Annotated in this window: 17 protein-coding genes; 5 read left to right on the top strand and 12 right to left on the bottom strand. The window is 38.1% G+C overall.

The features are described 5' to 3' along the window. Position 1: 1 nt before the first annotated feature. The 11 genes from HMPREF3112_RS07025 to HMPREF3112_RS06975 form a co-directional block, all read right to left on the bottom strand. Entirely contained in the window at positions 2–754 is a 753-nt protein-coding gene (locus HMPREF3112_RS07025; RefSeq protein ID WP_070438899.1) for a hypothetical protein, read from the bottom strand. 34 nt (positions 755–788) lie between these two features. Next, complete coding sequence (locus HMPREF3112_RS07020) at positions 789–2657, bottom strand: P-loop NTPase fold protein (protein WP_070438896.1); 1869 nt, start codon at positions 2655–2657, stop codon at positions 789–791. Positions 2658–2671: 14 nt separating this feature from the next. Next, entirely contained in the window at positions 2672–3886 is a 1215-nt protein-coding gene (locus HMPREF3112_RS07015) for a restriction endonuclease subunit S (RefSeq protein ID WP_070438893.1), read from the bottom strand. A 60-nt stretch (positions 3887–3946) separates the two neighbouring features. Then, the gene (locus tag HMPREF3112_RS07010) at positions 3947–5293 is read right to left on the bottom strand and encodes a hypothetical protein (protein WP_070438889.1); all 1347 of its coding nucleotides are present in this window, start codon (positions 5291–5293) and stop codon (positions 3947–3949) included. Beyond that, positions 5284–5772, bottom strand: coding sequence for an ImmA/IrrE family metallo-endopeptidase (locus tag HMPREF3112_RS07005; RefSeq protein ID WP_070438886.1), 489 nt, complete (start codon positions 5770–5772; stop codon positions 5284–5286). Before HMPREF3112_RS07005 ends, HMPREF3112_RS07010 begins: the two co-directional genes overlap by 10 nt. 10 nt (positions 5773–5782) lie before the next feature. After that, positions 5783–6205 carry a Pycsar system effector family protein gene (locus HMPREF3112_RS07000; RefSeq protein ID WP_070438883.1) on the bottom strand — a complete coding sequence of 141 codons (423 nt, stop codon included), beginning with the start codon at positions 6203–6205 and terminating at the stop codon, positions 5783–5785. A 66-nt stretch (positions 6206–6271) separates the two neighbouring features. Further along, complete coding sequence (locus HMPREF3112_RS06995; protein WP_070438880.1) at positions 6272–9262, bottom strand: type I restriction endonuclease subunit R; 2991 nt, start codon at positions 9260–9262, stop codon at positions 6272–6274. A 163-nt stretch (positions 9263–9425) separates the two neighbouring features. Next, positions 9426–9728 (bottom strand): helix-turn-helix domain-containing protein, encoded by a 303-nt coding sequence (locus HMPREF3112_RS06990; protein WP_002887679.1) that lies wholly within the window; start codon positions 9726–9728, stop codon positions 9426–9428. 1 nt (position 9729) lies between these two features. Beyond that, positions 9730–10083, bottom strand: a complete 354-nt coding sequence (locus HMPREF3112_RS06985; protein ID WP_070438877.1) for a type II toxin-antitoxin system RelE/ParE family toxin — start codon at positions 10081–10083, stop codon at positions 9730–9732. Positions 10084–10319: 236 nt separating this feature from the next. Further along, positions 10320–11084 (bottom strand): SDR family NAD(P)-dependent oxidoreductase, encoded by a 765-nt coding sequence (locus HMPREF3112_RS06980; protein ID WP_070438874.1) that lies wholly within the window; start codon positions 11082–11084, stop codon positions 10320–10322. Positions 11085–11115: 31 nt separating this feature from the next. Then, the gene (locus tag HMPREF3112_RS06975) at positions 11116–12273 is read right to left on the bottom strand and encodes an Mbeg1-like protein (RefSeq protein ID WP_070438871.1); all 1158 of its coding nucleotides are present in this window, start codon (positions 12271–12273) and stop codon (positions 11116–11118) included. 109 nt (positions 12274–12382) lie between these two features. Between HMPREF3112_RS06975 and HMPREF3112_RS06970 the strand changes: the two genes are divergently transcribed. Further along, positions 12383–13009 carry a Pr6Pr family membrane protein gene (locus HMPREF3112_RS06970; protein WP_002890606.1) on the top strand — a complete coding sequence of 209 codons (627 nt, stop codon included), beginning with the start codon at positions 12383–12385 and terminating at the stop codon, positions 13007–13009. Between the two features lie 37 nt (positions 13010–13046). Here the strand turns inward: HMPREF3112_RS06970 and HMPREF3112_RS06965 are convergent, their stop codons facing one another. Further along, on the bottom strand, positions 13047–13889 hold the full coding sequence (locus HMPREF3112_RS06965; protein WP_070438868.1) for a Cof-type HAD-IIB family hydrolase: 843 nt from the start codon (positions 13887–13889) through the stop codon (positions 13047–13049). 151 nt (positions 13890–14040) lie between these two features. Here HMPREF3112_RS06965 and HMPREF3112_RS06960 point away from each other — a divergent pair, with 151 nt between their 5' ends. The 4 genes from HMPREF3112_RS06960 to HMPREF3112_RS06945 all read left to right on the top strand — a co-directional run bounded on the left by HMPREF3112_RS06960 (position 14041) and on the right by HMPREF3112_RS06945 (position 16749). Continuing rightward, a complete protein-coding gene (locus HMPREF3112_RS06960) occupies positions 14041–14430 on the top strand; it encodes a sodium transporter (RefSeq protein WP_070438865.1) in 390 nt (129 codons plus the stop codon). 190 nt (positions 14431–14620) lie between these two features. Continuing rightward, complete coding sequence (locus HMPREF3112_RS06955) at positions 14621–15523, top strand: glycoside hydrolase family 25 protein (RefSeq protein ID WP_070438862.1); 903 nt, start codon at positions 14621–14623, stop codon at positions 15521–15523. Between the two features lie 111 nt (positions 15524–15634). Next, a complete protein-coding gene (locus tag HMPREF3112_RS06950; protein ID WP_070438859.1) occupies positions 15635–16108 on the top strand; it encodes an aminoacyl-tRNA deacylase in 474 nt (157 codons plus the stop codon). A 2-nt stretch (positions 16109–16110) separates the two neighbouring features. Beyond that, on the top strand, positions 16111–16749 hold the full coding sequence (locus tag HMPREF3112_RS06945; RefSeq protein WP_002886177.1) for a histidine phosphatase family protein: 639 nt from the start codon (positions 16111–16113) through the stop codon (positions 16747–16749). Positions 16750–16783: the final 34 nt, after the last annotated feature.

Here is a 16783-nt window from a genome sequence, read left to right as displayed (position 1 = left end):
TCTAATAGCCAATCACGACTGTTTCCACTTCCTTGATGACCTCATCTGAAATATCAGAAATGGGAAGTTGGTAAATCGTATTTTGACGTGGGTTGAAAATGCCTAGTTTTTCAATGGTTTGAAACTCTGGATGAATCGAACGCCTACCCATAAGATAGTAAATCAGCAACTGCAAGGTATGGTCCTTATTGGGCTTGTTGGTGCTGACTTTAAAGTCCCAAAGGGTATCTTTAGTCAGGAAATCCCCATCACCAGTCGTTATGGTAGCCGTATAAGCCCCTTCCATGGTAAAACCATCCGCAGTCACAGGACCAAAGGCCTTGAAAAAGCTCAAACTACGCTCAACCATGATACGAATATTAGCAATAGTAGCCTGATCTGGGACAATACTCTCCACTGGACGATAAGCCAGAGGACCAGCACGAAAGGCACTATCAAAACCTGCCAACTGACAAGCCCTAGTAATCGACAAATCGTCAAGCCCCTTAACATCATCTAGAAGAACAAAAGCCTTAGCCTCCATCCTCATGGCTCTAGCACCAAGCAAGGAAATCTCAAAAGCCTCCTCTACAGCTGTCCCATCCATGAAACGACTAAGATAGTCTACAGCAGTTCCAACCAAACTAGCCACAATAGACTCCTCAGGATTAAGAAGCTGACCATCTTCAAGTGTCGTCACCGTAAAAGCCTTAACAGGCAAATAACCACCACGAGGCTGCTTAATCTGTTTAACACGTTGAGTTACTGATACCATGTTGGTCTCCTTTTAAAATATTCTGCATTAAATCTTAAGTCTCAACCTTAAATCTTGTGTCTTCCATCTTATTAAATGTGAAACCTTCCATCTTCATCTTTTCAAGTCTCGGTTTAATTTTAGAAATGACAGACTCCTTATAATCAGTATGCTTATGAGGGGATTCAAACAAATATCTACCAATCCAAATAGTATACCTCTTGTCCTCAGAAATAATATCAAATCCTTCATAGCCTAGTTCATTCGTAATAATTGATTGAAAAATCCAAAATGATAGGAATTCTCTGTCATCAAATAATTCTATAGCGTCCCAAATAGTATTATCCCAATACTTAAACTTTTCAAACAAACCCTTACTACTTAAGTAGGTTAACAGAAAAAAGTCCTTTCTACGTAAGTTTGAAAAAGTCTCAGTATCTATTCTTAAATCAGAATAATATAGTCCTAGTTCGTGAAAACTAAGCAAGTCGTGTTTATTGAGAAAATATATGATTTCAGACTGATCCAACTTTTCATTTCTAAGGATAGGCTCCCACATCTTTATAATCCTAATAATAACATCTTCAGTCAGAGGTGAATTCCTTTCATATAAAGGTATAACCTCATTCAAACTTTCTTGAACAATAAAATTCATTGAAGGGCTATTTATAAATTTCATTGATTCTTTTATTACTACAGTTAAAAGTTGTTCTTTCATTATTTCAGAAAATGTTCGGAATTGACTCGATAAATATTGGTAAAAATCAGACGATTGATCTGACTCAATAATCTCTGATATTAATTCCTCTGAGTTACTAGTAAACAGTAGATCTAACTCAATTTTTGTTCGGTTACTTGTTTGCTCATATAATAAATATTCTAACTTATTCTTTTTGAAACTTAATGGATAATCTGAATTATCTGAACTCTGAATTTCAGATAATTGTTCTTTTAGCGTATGACCTATACTTATTATGTCCTGAAAATCTGACTCTTCTGATTTCTTCACCTTAATTGGTTCACCTTTAAGCAGATTCATATATAAATCTGGATAAAATAAATAAGCATAAATCACTAGTAATTGCTGTTCAACCTGAACATGGTCCAACTTTCCTCTTGTAAAGAATTCTTGATTGACATAATCATTAAAGTGTTCTCTATCTCGTAGATTCTTCTGATCAGAACTTATTCTTTTTTTAAAATCATTAGAAAGCCCTATATTAAATTTATCTTCTAGAACACTAAAATAGTTATTCCATATTTTAGAAGGATGCAAATCAAACGGCAGTTCAACTTGTCTATCAATTATTTTTGATAAATAATTATCATCATTTTTATGAACCTTTGTAATATCACCAACAAAAATAATAGGTAACTTTCCATTTATTAAACTGAAAAGTTTATAACTTTCTTCCTGTTGTTTTTCGGACATTCTATCAAAGTCATCAATAATCAGGACTTTAGAAAATTTTGGTAATTTACTTAATAAGAAACAATAAAATTCATCCGATTTTTTCTTAAAGACTTGCCATACAGCAACTATTAATGCTACTACACCACCTAGTTTCAAAATCAAAGGTTTTGAGCCACCAAAATAATTACTCAACCCAATATCAACAACATTTGTCATCAGTATGGATACAGACACTAGAAGTATAATACCTAGTCTTATAGTCCAGTATAAAAGAGGATGTAATTTTGAAAATGCAATCTCGATGGTTGAACGAGTATCAGATAATCTCCAAAAATCAATAGTAATAAGTTTATTTTGGGAACTTCTCTTCACTTCTTTTAAAAATTCCGACTTACCAGATCCCCAACTACCATTTAAAAAATATGTTTTATTATCATAAAGTAATTCAGCAAAATTTTTCGCCGCAACTGAAGTATCAATGTGCTCTAACTTAACGAATTCATGCTCCATATTTCACTTTCTCCTTAGATGAACATATCTTGCAAGAGTTTCTTTTTGAATGTTTCGAGCTGTGAAATTTTTTCTTGGTGAGCAGAGATGAGGTTATCGAGGTTGGTGAAGTATGTGCCGATGGCTTGTTGTTCAAGAAGAGAAGGGATAAGTACTTTTTTCGATAGTAATTCCACTTTAGTGATACCCTTTATTGATGTCCCTTGAAGTTGAGTAACCTCCTTTTGAAGTAATCTATAAAGTAAATATGCTGTGAATTCTATATTTGATTTAAGATTTGAGAGTGATAAAAAATCCTGACTCGTTGCGTATTCATGGCGCATCACTACTAACTTCCCAACTCCAACTCTCGTAACAACCGCAATTGAATCCTTTGGTATTATTTTAGCTGATGAATTTTTTAAACCCTTCTCAGAAATACTTTTTTGAACTTTAATTTCAAATAGACAATTTGTCTCTAAGTCAGATGATTGAATCCAAGGAATATCCCCATTCCAATATTCCTGAACATTTGTTTTTGGAGTTCCACCACTTTGAAAGTCATCAGCTAAATCATTAATTTCAAGAAGCTCCCACTCACTCTTAAATCCATCCAAACGAATTTCAGGAACAGTCTGTCCAGCTTTAGGAAACATCTTTGAGAGCATGGTCGCCTTGAGAGATTGGTAGTTGGCGAGATTGTCCTTGTAGCTAGATAGAAGGTCGTCGAGAGTGCGGAAAAGGGAGCCGATGGCGGATTGTTCGTCAATCTCTGGAAGACTTATTTTCTTCGATAACAAATCTTCTTTGGTAATTCCTTTAATTGAAGTTCCTTGTAGTTGTGTACTTTCTTTCTGGAGCATTCTATAGATACTATAGACTATGAATTGAGTATCTCCATTAAAATCTGAGAGAGACAAAAAATCTTGGCTTGTTGCATAATCTTGTTCCATGATAGCTAATTTACCAACACCAACTCTGGTAACAATAGCAATAGAATTTTTAGAAATTAATTTCGCTGATGAATTTTGTAATCCCTCCTCTGAAATAAATTTTTGTGGTTTAACACCAAATAGTATATCTTTTTGAATATCAGATGATTGAAGCCATGGAATTTTACCATTCCAATAATTAATTACTTTTGTACTAGGAGTTCCACCACTTTGAAACACGTTAGCTAGATTAGAAAATGAAAAAATTTTCCAATTGTTTTTGAAATTAGAAAACATAACTTTAGGTTTCTTATTCATATCATTCTCACTTTTTTTCACGAATAATTGAAACAGTTAAAAAGTGATTTAATAACTAAATCACTTTTTAATTTCATCGTTCAATATCTCATATGCTCGCTTTATATTAGGTTCACTATCTGGAAATAGTTCGATTCCTCCTTGTGTAAATAATTCATCCATATCAAAGAATTCAGTTTTTTCATAACCATTGAAATTATCTTCAAATTCTTCATTTGGAATAATTTTCCCTACAAAAAGTAATCCATTTATAACTTTTCCTTGTGTTTTTTCGTATTCATAAAGTGCTACTGGTATAGGTTTATTTGTCTTGTCATTAAGTATAATTTCTATTTCTGCGTTTTGAAAATTATAATAGTCTTTTAAGGCATCTTCAACTCTTTGATTCATTTTTAGATTCGTACACCCAAAATCCCATTTATTGGGAGACGATTTATGTAAACCACGCTTCATTAAAAGAACTTTACTATCATTAAAGAAAATTGCGGCTAAGTGTATATCAACTGGAGATTCTATCTTCTGTTGTGTTTCAATTTTAATTTCTGTACTTTCTATTATTTGATAATAATCTTTAATCTCATCTATTTTTCCAATACTAGAAAACACATACTTTAAATATTCAAATACATCTTCATCCAAATTTTCCTCTTTATATTCTTTTTCATCATACTCAAAAACTTTTCCATCCCAAGATGGTCTATAAAGTATAATCGGATACTCTCTTTTATGCCAAATTCCTTTTAACTTAGTTTGTGTTAACAACCTGTAATTATCCTCATTAAGCACAGCAGAATGTTTATCCAAAATTCTACCAATTTCAATGTGTAATTGAACAAATTCAGCACTTACAATGAGTTGATTTTTCATTGAATATTTACTTATTCTAAAACCTAAATCAATTTCGGGTCCTAAAAAATCAATAAATATTTGAGGTAAATCTGAATACGATAGTTTAGGCATTTTTTTTATCACAATATTATCGTTGACAAAAGAACTATTATTTAAATCTTGCAGATTAGGTTCATTAACTTTTGAAATCCATATTGTACCTTTTAATGCTAAAAACATTTTTGTATTCGGATATTCTTTATGTAGTTCGTTCTGGATTGCACTCATTGAATTAAATACATTGTTTGGAATTAAATGAAAATCTTTCAAATCCTTATTTTCTAACTTTTTATAAAAAAGAACTTCATCACCTACATACTTCCAAAACTCAAATCCTTGCTTCTCTAGATCCCTTACACTACTGTCATAAAACTGATTGAAAAGCTTTGCCCATTGTGGATTAATAGATTTCAAATAAGTTGACTCTACGATATCAAATGAACAAAAAAGGTATACGAAAGACTCTGTTTCTCCAGTATCAATTGAATCATTAATTAAATCTTGTGTTTTTATTTCCATGGAAAACGCCCTAAAAATCTGCCTCGAGTTAATACTGCCGACTCCGATACCCCAAAGAAATTACTAACTTCCGTAATATTACAAATATTGTCAGAATTTGTATATTCATCCACCTTTGTATTAAAGATATCTTTCGGCATCAACAAATCTGCTGCAAACTCATTTGCAGCATACTCAAGTTCGTTAGCCCCTCTACGATATAAAGTTTCATACTGGTCAACATGTCCTAAAAAAAGATGTCCCAATTCATGAGCTAGAGTAAATCTATCACGCGGACTCTGTCCATCATTTTTTAATTGAACTACATAATTTCCAATTTCATCTTTAGAGATTCGACCGTCGACATCTAAATCTTTACAATTATATTGAATTGTTAAATCAGATAAAATATTATCAAATTTATTAAAATCAATTGGTACTTCTAATTCTAGGCTATGTTGTAAATTACTTACAATTGCCTCTATTTTATCACGTTCCATAATTTCCCCTCTATAAAATACTAATTATAGTAACAATTATTGATAAAATAAATATGACAATAGATTTAGTCATCATATCAGATTTTCGTTTCGCAACAATTGCTAAATCTCTTATTTGATTTTCATAACATTTCGAAATATCAATCTTATTAGTCGGATTAAAGTTTTTATCTGCCCAGTTCATAAAGTAAAATGGGTTAGTATTAGATTTATTAATTCTTGGAATTAAAGTATATATAAGGAAGGCTAACGAAATTACAGTTCCAAAAATACCTAAATAATATAAACAATTCTTTCTACTACTAACAAACTCTTTTAAAACAAAATAAAATAACCCTGTTTCAAAAGTCAATAATACAGTGATTTTTGTCTCGATAAATTTCAACCAATCACAAACATCTTTATACAAAAATTCAAATTGTTCTTTTTTCAAATCTATTAACCCCTATTATATCATTTTTTATTTAAAATTGTTAAATTTGAAAATATTTAATTCAGACTACCTCCCCACTCTCAGTGGTTCAATCACCTCTTCGATGAGTTTGGTGTAGGCTTCTTTGATGTGTTTTTTGTAGCTGAGCGGGTTGAGGGCATCAGCTGTTTCTGCTTTGTAGTCTTTGTAACACTGGCTCTTGGTGAGCTGGCTTTCTCCAGATTGCTTCTTAGCACCCTTACGATAGTGTTGGACATAGTAACGAAGTTCATCGAGTCCGACATACCATTCTCTGGCAAATCGTTTAAGATGGTCGTCGATGATGGCTTCAATCATGCTGTCCAAGACACCAGTGATAGATTGTCCTTGGTAATCTTTAGGATTGGCTTGGACTTCTTTCCACAGATTACGGATGATTTCGGCTAGTTTAGGATTTGTCCTTTCCAGGCTCTGGATATAGTTATCAACAGTTTCGATATCCTTGTCACTAAGGGTCTGTGGACTATCCTCTTCCTGCTGAATCATACTTTGAATCAAGGTCAGGATGTAAGCATAGTTAATCTCGTCGACTTGGACGGATTCCAGTTCGTAGTGGATGTCAAAGAGATTATCATCACTATCGTCTTCAGCTCGGCTTTTAAGCTCTGCTAGGATATTTTGATAGATTCCGAGATAGGTTTCGAGCTTTTCATCTGATAGTCCTGTCTCCGCGTAGATAGCCGCTTCATCGTATTCGCTATAGACACGGATAGATGCCAGATACTTGTCAAAGGTTTGGTAAGCCTTGGCAATACGACGGAGTTGTGGGCTAGTGGCCTGCTCAATCATGATGACATAGTTTTCCACATCTTCCACTTTCACTTGAAAATCTATCCAGGCTTGGATAAAGTTAGCTTTTTCTTCTGCCCAGTCTGGGGCTGTGACGTCATTTTCACCACCGTTTGAGTAGAGTCTAAGGGCGTTATCCACAGCCTCTTTAAAGGCCTCTGGTCTTTGGAAGGTGATGATATGACCATAACGCTTTTTACTGTCAAAGATGCGGTTGGTGCGGCTAAAGGCTTGAATCAAATCCTGTGGACGCATGGGCTTACGGTCGATGAAGAGAGTGGATAGACATGGGGCATCAAAACCGGTCAAAAGACGGTCTACAACGATGACCAAATCCAACTGCTCTTTACGAGGAATGTATTTGTCTAACTTTCTAGCCAAACGATTATTGATATCCGTGTTAAAGCCACGCAAATCAGCCATATTAAAATGGGTGCCATACTCTTGATTGTAGTCGTCCATGACCTGCTTCATGTGCTCTTGGTAGCCGATAGATTCTTCTTCATTTTCCGACACGGAGTAAGTGACCGTCACCTTTGGAAAATCAGGTAACACGCGCTTAACCCGCTCTGACACCTTGACACGTTCCTGTCCGGCCTTGATACTCTTGAGCAAATTGTAATAGGCCTGAGCCTGTGGAATAGACTTAACGGTTAAGATAGCCTCGTAGGTCTTACCCACACCATTTGGAAAGCCCAACTGTTGATAACTTTTGTTTAAGATAGCATCCAAAACTTCTAGCATGTGCTCTTTATCTTCATAGACAGAGTCAGGAAGGTCTTCTTCAGGAATTGGCGAAATAATGGTATTTCGATAGTCCACCTTGAATCCCAGAACTGCCCCGTCATGGATGGCTTCTTTGACCGTATACTCATGGAGGCGTTCGCCATATTGTTGGTGGGTGGTTTGTGCCAAATCACCTAATTGCTTGCGTTTATTTTCCTTGAAAATCGGTGTGCCTGTAAAGCCATACCAGAGCGAATTGTGGAAAAAGCCCTTGATGTCTTTTTGAGTCTGAGGCGTGACCGCACGGTGACATTCATCCACAACGAAAGCCACACGAAGGTCCTTGATTTTTTCCGAATCCTTTTGATATTTACCTTCTTGGAACTTGCGCATCATGGTTGTGATTTTCTGGATAGTCGTCACAATCACACGCTTATCATTTCCTGCCAAACGCTTAACCAAATCATGGGTATTGTCCGTTTCGTCAATATCGATGACATCATTAGCGGCGTAGGAAAGGAAGGATGACGTCGTCTGCTGGTCAAGATCCCTGCGGTCCACGACGAAAATCGTCTTCTGAATAGCTGGAATCTGCAAGAGGTTGCGAGCCACCTTGTAGGACGTTAGGGTCTTACCAGAACCTGTGGTATGCCAGATATATCCTGATTCCTGACGGCGAGAGGCATCCTGGACAGACTCGATGGCATGGATTTGATAGGGACGTAAGAGGATGAGGGCTTTCTTACTATCATCAATAACGGAGTACTGCATCACCATCTGATGGGCACGTGGAATAGACAGGACCTCATGGGCAAAGTCCATGAGACTGGTCATGGGTTTATTATCTTTATCCACCCAAGATGTCAAGAATTGTTTATTGAGCTTATCTTCTCGTGCAGCTGCGATATAACGTGTGTCAACCTTATTAGTCACAACAAACATCTGAAGGGCAGAATAGATACCACGTAACTTACCTTCACGGTCATATTTTTTGATTTGATGAAAGGCATCCAAAAAAGCCACACGAGGACTCTTGAGCTCGATATGGATAAGAGGAAGGCCATTAATCATCAGCGTCGTATCTAAACGGCGGTCCTGATCTTGTGGATAAGCCTTGTCACGTTCCACCTGATTGACCACTTCGTAACTGGATTTTCCAGCAGCGATATTGTCACGCCAGATAACAGAAAGTCTGATAGTCCCAAGGCTAGCATCTTCACGCTGTACCTCGACTTTAGCAATACCATTTTCACCCGCCAACCACTTAGCAGCTTCATAATAGTTAATGAAGTTAAGCTGGTTCTTGATTTGGCGCTTCTCCTGCTCAGTCAAGGGATGGTCAGCGAGTAGGGCAACGTTATTTTGCGCTAACTTCTCAAAAAAGTTGTCCCATAATTGACCTTCGTTTTTTAAATCTGGGCGATAGGTCCACTGGCTCTCACCAGAAGTTAATTGCTCAATTAATTGACGTTCTATCTCAAGTTCTGGAGTAACAGGTGGCATGACTTATCCTTTCAATATTGTCGTAATCCCTTACATTATAGCATTTTCACGGGTTCTTTCATAGTTTTGGGAAAATTCAAACAAAAAAACACGGGAAGTCCGTGTTAATCTTTTTAGAATAGCAAATGATAATTGTTATGAAAGTACGTTATCTTTCCTAAACTTACTTCACATGTGAATCAAGCGGAACCACTGCCAATGTCTTTCCTAGACTTGCCAGTATTTTAAGAACCGTATCTAACTGAGGTGCAGTTTTTCCTGTCTCCATACGTGCGATAACAGGTTGTTTGACACCACTTAGCTCTTCAAGTTTCTTTTGGGAGATACCTTGTTTTTTACGAGCATCAATAATCTCAAGCATCAGTGCAACACGGAGTTCACTCGCCGCAATTTCCTCTTTAGTGAAAATAGTTTTCTGTAAATCATCCCAACTACTTCCAATTGCTGGATTCTTTTCTAGGGTCATCTTACAATCCTCGCTTTCTAATATCATCTAAAACTTTTTGAGCCTTCATCAGCTCACGTCTTGGAGTCTTTTGTGTCTTTTTCACAAAATGATGAAGCAAAATAAAACCATCATCTAGCCATGCTGCAAATAAAATTCTATCTCTTAAGGGTCTTAGTTCCCAAATATCTCCTTCTAAATGTTTAATGAATGGTTCACCAATCATGGTTCCTCTATTTTTTAACATAGTCAGGTAGTCTTGAATTTTATGTAATTTAATTCTAGAATCTTTACTTGAATTCATAGATAATGTTTCAATATACTCTCTAACAGGTTCATGTCCATTTCTATCTTTATAAAAATGAATAGGATACATACAAATCTCTCTTCCTTTATTATAACTTATAAGTACTTAAATGTAAATACTTATAAGTTATTATTTTAAAATATCACTATTTAAATTTATATTCGTAAAAGGTTAGGAAAAATGATAAAAAGCCACCTATAGTGGCTCAGAATGTATATTATTTATGATCTAGACATGGCAAAAATACGAGTAAGCGACCAAATTTTGTAGCCCTTTCCATCTGGAAAAGGTTTATCGGAGACTTTTTATTCCTCCCTATAAATGGTAAACCCTGTAGCTTGTTGGTTAGCCATGATGGTTATGTCTGAAATTTGGACGCGTCGAGGTTGCTTGGTGACGTAGAGAACTACATCCGCAATATCTTGGGCTTGCAAGGCTTCCAAACCTTGATAGACTTTCGCCGCCTTGTCCTTGTCACCATGAAAGCGAACTTGTGAAAAGTCGGTCTCAACGATACCAGGTTGAATGGTCGTCACTTTGATATCTGTGGCAATGGTATCGATACGCAAGCCATCGCTGAAAGTTTTCACTGCGGCCTTGGTGGCTGAGTAAACGGCAGCACCTGCGTAGGCATAGATGCCCGCCGTAGATCCCATATTGATGATATGGCCTTCATTGGCAGCAACCATGCTTGGCAAAATCTGACGTGTCACCATCATCAAGCCCTTGACATTGGTATCGAGCATGGTCAGCATGTCCCACTCCTCATAGTCTTGGTAGGCTGTTAGACCTAGTGCCAGACCTGCATTGTTAACCAAGACGTGGACTTGACCCACGCTTTTGAGAATGGCTTGGCAAACATCCTTGACCATGGCCATATCTGTGACATCCAGGGCAAAGGTCCAAACTTTTTGATTTGGATAGGTTGCTTGGAGCTCTTCTTTTAGAGCTTGAAGACGCTCTACACGACGACCTGTTAGGATGAGATTTTCTCCCTCTTTGGCAAAGGCACGCGCCGTTGCTTCCCCAATTCCTGATGTTGCTCCTGTAATCAATACGTTTTTAGACATAAAATTCTCCACTTCTATGATTCCGCTGCCCCTAATCGTTGTTGGTTAATTCACTCAACTTCTTGATAAAATCAGGAAGTTCTAGTTTGGGCAAGCTTGTTTTTCTGTTCCCTGACTTCCAAAATATCCAGAGCAACTGGTTGAAACCGTCCTGCAGAACTTTCTTTTGTTGGTCCGAGAGATTGCCAAATTCTTGTAACATCTGGCCTAGCTTAGGAAGGGTTTTGATACCAATATCATCCAGACTTTCAATTCCAGAATCAAGTATGGTATCAAAGAACAAGTCACAAACCTGCTTGAGTTCTTGATTTGGCAAGGTCTCAATCCATTCTTGGAAGGTTTCTTTTAAGCGTTGACTCAAGTCTGTCGGCTGGTCCACATAAACAAAATCATTTGTTTCCAGGTCAACCTGCCAAAGCAAGACATTGTGTTGAGCGATGCCTATGCCATCTGCTGCTACGAGCTTTGCGACCTTGTCCCAGTAGAGCATGACTCCCACAACAGATTCTTGAGGTCTGATAACCGTCATCTTGGGTTTTAACTCTTGGTAAGAAGGCTTCTCCAAGAGAGACTTCATCAAGCCCGGAGAATCCAGAAGCAAAAGCTCTGCTATTTGCTCACGCAGGACAGTCGAACTCTGAACAGCCGAATAGAGGGCAAGATTGCCACCCTTGGAATGTCCAGAAACAGCGATATGGCCACTGAGGTTTGGCAAGTGCTTCTCCAGAAAGGCCATGGCTGAGCGATGGGCTGGAATTTCCCGACTGTAGGTCAGCTGAAAATCCTCCTTCCAACCAATGACGCTATCATCTGTCCCACGAAAGACAATCTGCTGGTAGTCCAATTCAGGCAGACTGAAAATCATAGCCGCAAACTGTTTTTCCACTTCCTTGTCCAAGACACTACAGTAGTCACTTAGATTAAGTCCAGTGAAACGTCTCGACCTGACCATGGTTTCAGCCAAATCTACCCGTTCCTTAGTCACCATGAAGGTATAGTCTGGATTTAAGTCCTTCCCTTCAGCATAGTCATGTAAATTGATGGTTTCCTTCAAATCACTTGCTGAGAACCATTTTTCATAAGTCAGGTAGCCAATCTCATTGATGCAAACCTTATCCAAGATATTTAGAGGCTCTTGGTCGAAAGGCAAATCCTTAACCTTATCAAGATAATCGATTAAATTGGACATCATTACTCCTTAAAGTCTTTCTTACCTTGATTTTACTAGAATTTTCAATAAATTGTTAGTGAAAAATGTGATATGATAAGAGAGATTATTTATTAGGAAAAGGAAGCTTATGACTATTTCACGATTTTACCGTATCTTACTAGCTCTCTGTGGTTTGGTAGGAGTCTCTATCCAAATCCATGATGATGGTTGGGGTATGTTGCTCTATTACACTGTTTTGTCCAATATCCTCGTCTTCTCTAGTTTGATTTTCTTTATCATCTATGACTTCAAAAAAGGGGATGCGACGACTAACACCAAACTCTTGCGTTACAAGGGTGGTGTAACTATGGCCATCCTCATCACTGGAGTCATCTATCATATCCTCTTGGCACCTATTACAGAACCTGAGAAATTCTGGACCCTCCGTAACTTCTTGGTCCACTATATTGTGCCTTGGGGATTGGTGCTTGATACCCTCATTTTCGATGCTAAGAAAGCCTACCGTCTACGTGAGCCAATTTACTGGTCCGTGGTCCCTCTGTCTTACTTTGCCTTTGCCCTTTTAAATGGCTTGGTTCTAAAACTCCCTATTCCAGGTGCCAAAGATAGCCCCTTCGCCTACTTCTTTATCAATGTTAATAAATTTGGTTGGAACAAGGTCTTGGTAAACGTCCTGGTCATCAGTGCTGGGTATATCGCTGTTGGCTATCTCTTATATCTCTTGAAAAAATTTATCGGTCGTAAACCGGCATAAAACACAAACTGAGCTACCAAATGGAACTCAGTTTTTTCTATTGCAACAAGCCTAATTTATCAAATGCCTTATAGAGGCCATCAGCTTCAACATCGTCTGTAACTAGGTCTGCCATAGCCAATATTTCTGGTCCTCCATTTCCCATGGCAACACCAATCTCACAGTAATCCAACATAGGGATATCAATCTTGGCATCACCAAAAGCAATGGTATCCGAACGCTTAGCCCCCAAATGCTCCAAAAGGACATCAATGGCATGAGCCTTGTTAATATCCTTAACACCCAAATCACCAAACAAGTCTGTCTCACCTCGACCTCCCCAAGTATGAGCTTCGAGCTGTGGAAAAGCTTCTTTGGAATCCAAGTGATCCTGATAAGACTCCAAAACGAAACTGACCTTATTTAGGTCGTCACGGTAGAGTTCCCCACCATACTGGAGGCCATGAATGAAATCTTCTGGTTCCTTACCCTCAACAGACTCTGCAGATTGCCCCTTTTGAATAGCGTAAGTCTTTAGCGTCTCACGCGCCCTCTCCCGAAAATCAGGACTGGCAAAGAGGCCATTATTACTCTCCAGATAAAAGGCAAGATGTCGCTCTGTCAGCCAATCCACAATCTTTGCTGTATCTTCCTTGGAAATCAGCTGATGCATGAGGACTTGGCCATGATGCTCCACATAAGAGCCATTGCCACCAATCATACCATCCAAGCCAATTTCCCATAATTCAGGTTGCATTTCTGCCTTGCTACGTCCGGTACAAACATAGACCAGATGTCCATTTTCACGTGCCTGACGAATAGCCTTGATTGCTGACTCTGGAATGCGGTTATGATAATCCACCAACGTCCCATCAACATCTAGAAAAATAAGTTTTGACATGTTCTCACCTCGAGTCTTCTTTTACCTTATTATACCCTGATACTGCTCCAAGTGATACTACTTTCCTCAGACAAACTGATACTATCCTACGATAATATTGTCTCCAATCCAAAGCATTGCCATTTCTCCTGAAAGAAGCTATGATGAAGGTATGAATGATTTAAAAACACTACTGAATCACCTGCCCTATAAATTAGCAGCCTATGATGCCCAAGGAAAGTTTCTCTACGACAACGGTGGCGCTGACGGTAGTTTCTTCCCCCGTGAGCCTGAAAATCTGCCCGATTGGGTCATGTCTGAAGTTCTAGCATCTCCTACCAAAGAAAGAAGTTATCAGATTCCAACAGACAGTTTTGATCAAGTCCTCATCCAGACCTACCAAGCTGCTATCGACAACGAAGGAAAGGTCCTAGGATTTTGGGAGACTATTTATGATTTGAAGCAACCTCTCAAGACCTATCTGGATAACTCTGCTCAAGCTCTTGTCGCCTGGTCTGATGCCACTAGTGGCGCTAGTTTCAAGGAAGAAACTGACTTTTAAGCTAAATTTCTTGCTTTAATAAATGAAAAATTCACTTAATTCAAGACTAGCTCAAAACACCCCTATTCATAAAACGTGCCTAAGTCAGCACTACAAAGGCTTTTTGGAAATCAGTCACTTTAATATCTTTCACAGAATTTATAAACACTCTATTTTGCATTTTTGCGCTATTTAAGGTAGAATGGGAGTAATGAGAAAAAGAATAAAACCGATCGTTGTTTACGTGGTTCTAGCTCTTTTAGGATTAGCATTAGTTATTGCAAATATTCACAATACGTCCAAACAGCAGGCGCATCTTCAAAACGTGAAATCTGCTATTCCTTCTGCTACTACACCAAAAACAACAACCAGTAGTACATCTAGCAGTTCCGACGAGGAGCTGATACTCAATCCCATTATCGACCTTTCGGGGTGGCAACTACCTCAGGATATCGATTACGATGTCTTGTCAAATCATATTTCTGGTGCTATCGTCCGCGTCTTTGGTGGATCACAGATTAGTAAGGATAGTAATGCCGCAAGTTCAAATGGGATCGACAAATCTTTTAAAACACATATCAAAGAACTCAAAAAACGTGACGTTCCAGTTGCCGTTTACTCTTACGCTCAAGGTACTTCTGTAAAGGAGATGAAGGAAGAAGCTCGTATTTTCTACAAAAATGCTTCTCCATATAAACCTACCTATTACTGGATTGACGTTGAAGAGGAAACCATGTCTAACATGGAAGAAGGTGTCCAAGCCTTTCTTGCTGAGCTCAAACGTCTTGGAGCTGAAAAAGTTGGTCTCTATATTGGTGCTTATTTCATGCTTGAGCAAGAAGTTTCAACTAAAAACTTCGACGCTGTTTGGATTCCAGCCTATGGTACCGATTCTGGTTATTATGAGGCTTTACCAAATACTGAAATCGACTATGACCTTCACCAGTATACGTCACAAGGAAGCCTACCTGGTTTCGACAATATACTAGATCTTAACCAAATCAATCCTGAGAAAAACAAACGTAAAACCTTTGAAAAACTCTTTGGTAAGATCAAGCAAAAACCAACTAAAAATAAGAAGACTACTTCGACAAGTTCATCTAGTAGTCAATAGAAACCGGTGCTTAGAACACTGGTTTTTTTCTTATCAAAATTGGCTTAGGCGTGTTAAGACGATTGTGTTATAATGGATGTAGAAATGCATAAGGTTAAAGGAGATATGACAATGGCAAAGAAAAGCAAAGTCAAGAAGACCTTGATTGACCAAATTCTTGATAAAGCTAAAATTGACCATGACAGTTTAAACTTCAATGGATTAGAAGGTGAACTTCCAGAAGGTGTGGCACGTGAGAGTATTTATAAAACCCTTGCTCTCAAAGGGGATAAGACAGGACCAGTCATCGGTATCGTTCCCATCACTGAGCATCTATCTGAAAAGAAATTAGCTAAAATTTCAGGGAACAAGAAGGTTCAAATGATTCCACAAAAGGATCTCCAAAAAACGACTGGCTATGTTCACGGAGCCAACAACCCAGTGGGAATTCGCCAAAAACACAATTTCCCTATTTACATCGATCAGTCTGCCCAAGAAGCTGGTTTCCTTATTGTCTCAGCGGGAGAAATTGGGCGCTCTATCCGTATCAATAGTCAAGAACTTGCTGATTTTGTTAATGCTGAATTTGCTGATATTAAGGAGTAATCATGAAACTGTATTTTGTACGTCACGGTAAAACTGAGTGGAACTTGGAAGGCCGACTTCAAGGCGCCAAGGGAGACTCGCCTTTGCTTAAAGAATCAATTGAACAAGTACGTGAGCTAGGTCACTACCTCAGTGACACTCATTTTGACTTGATCTTCTCAAGTGACCTACCACGTGCTAAAAAAACTACAGAGCTCATCATGGAGTCTCAAAAACCTAAAGCTAAAGTTACCTATACTAAAGCTTTGCGTGAATGGCAGCTTGGTAAACTGGAAGGACAAAAAATTTCACTCGTTCAAGCCATCTATCCAAAAGAAATGGATGCCTTCCGTCATAACCTTGCCAACTTCCGTGCTAATGACTTCCAAGCTGAGTCTGTCTACCAGACAACCAAACGTGTGGCCGAATTTGTCAAAACACTTAAAGATAGTGATGCTAAAAATGTCCTCATCGTCGGTCACGGAGCTAACCTAACGGCTTCTATCCGTACCCTCCTTGGTTTTGAACCCGGTCTTCTTCGTAAGGCAGGCGGTCTGGACAATGCTTCTGTCACTATTCTCGAAACCAATGATTTCGAGCACTTCGCTCTCAAATGTTGGAATGATACATCTTATATGGATGAACAAAACAAGATTAGCTAAATCATCGACTGACTTCATAAGACAAGCGATTCTG

This window comes from Streptococcus sp. HMSC10E12 (genome assembly GCF_001807855.1).
Lineage (GTDB): Bacteria > Bacillota > Bacilli > Lactobacillales > Streptococcaceae > Streptococcus > Streptococcus salivarius.
The sequence above is the reverse complement of the archived record's forward strand: the minus strand, read 5'-3'. Positions and strand labels throughout refer to the sequence as shown.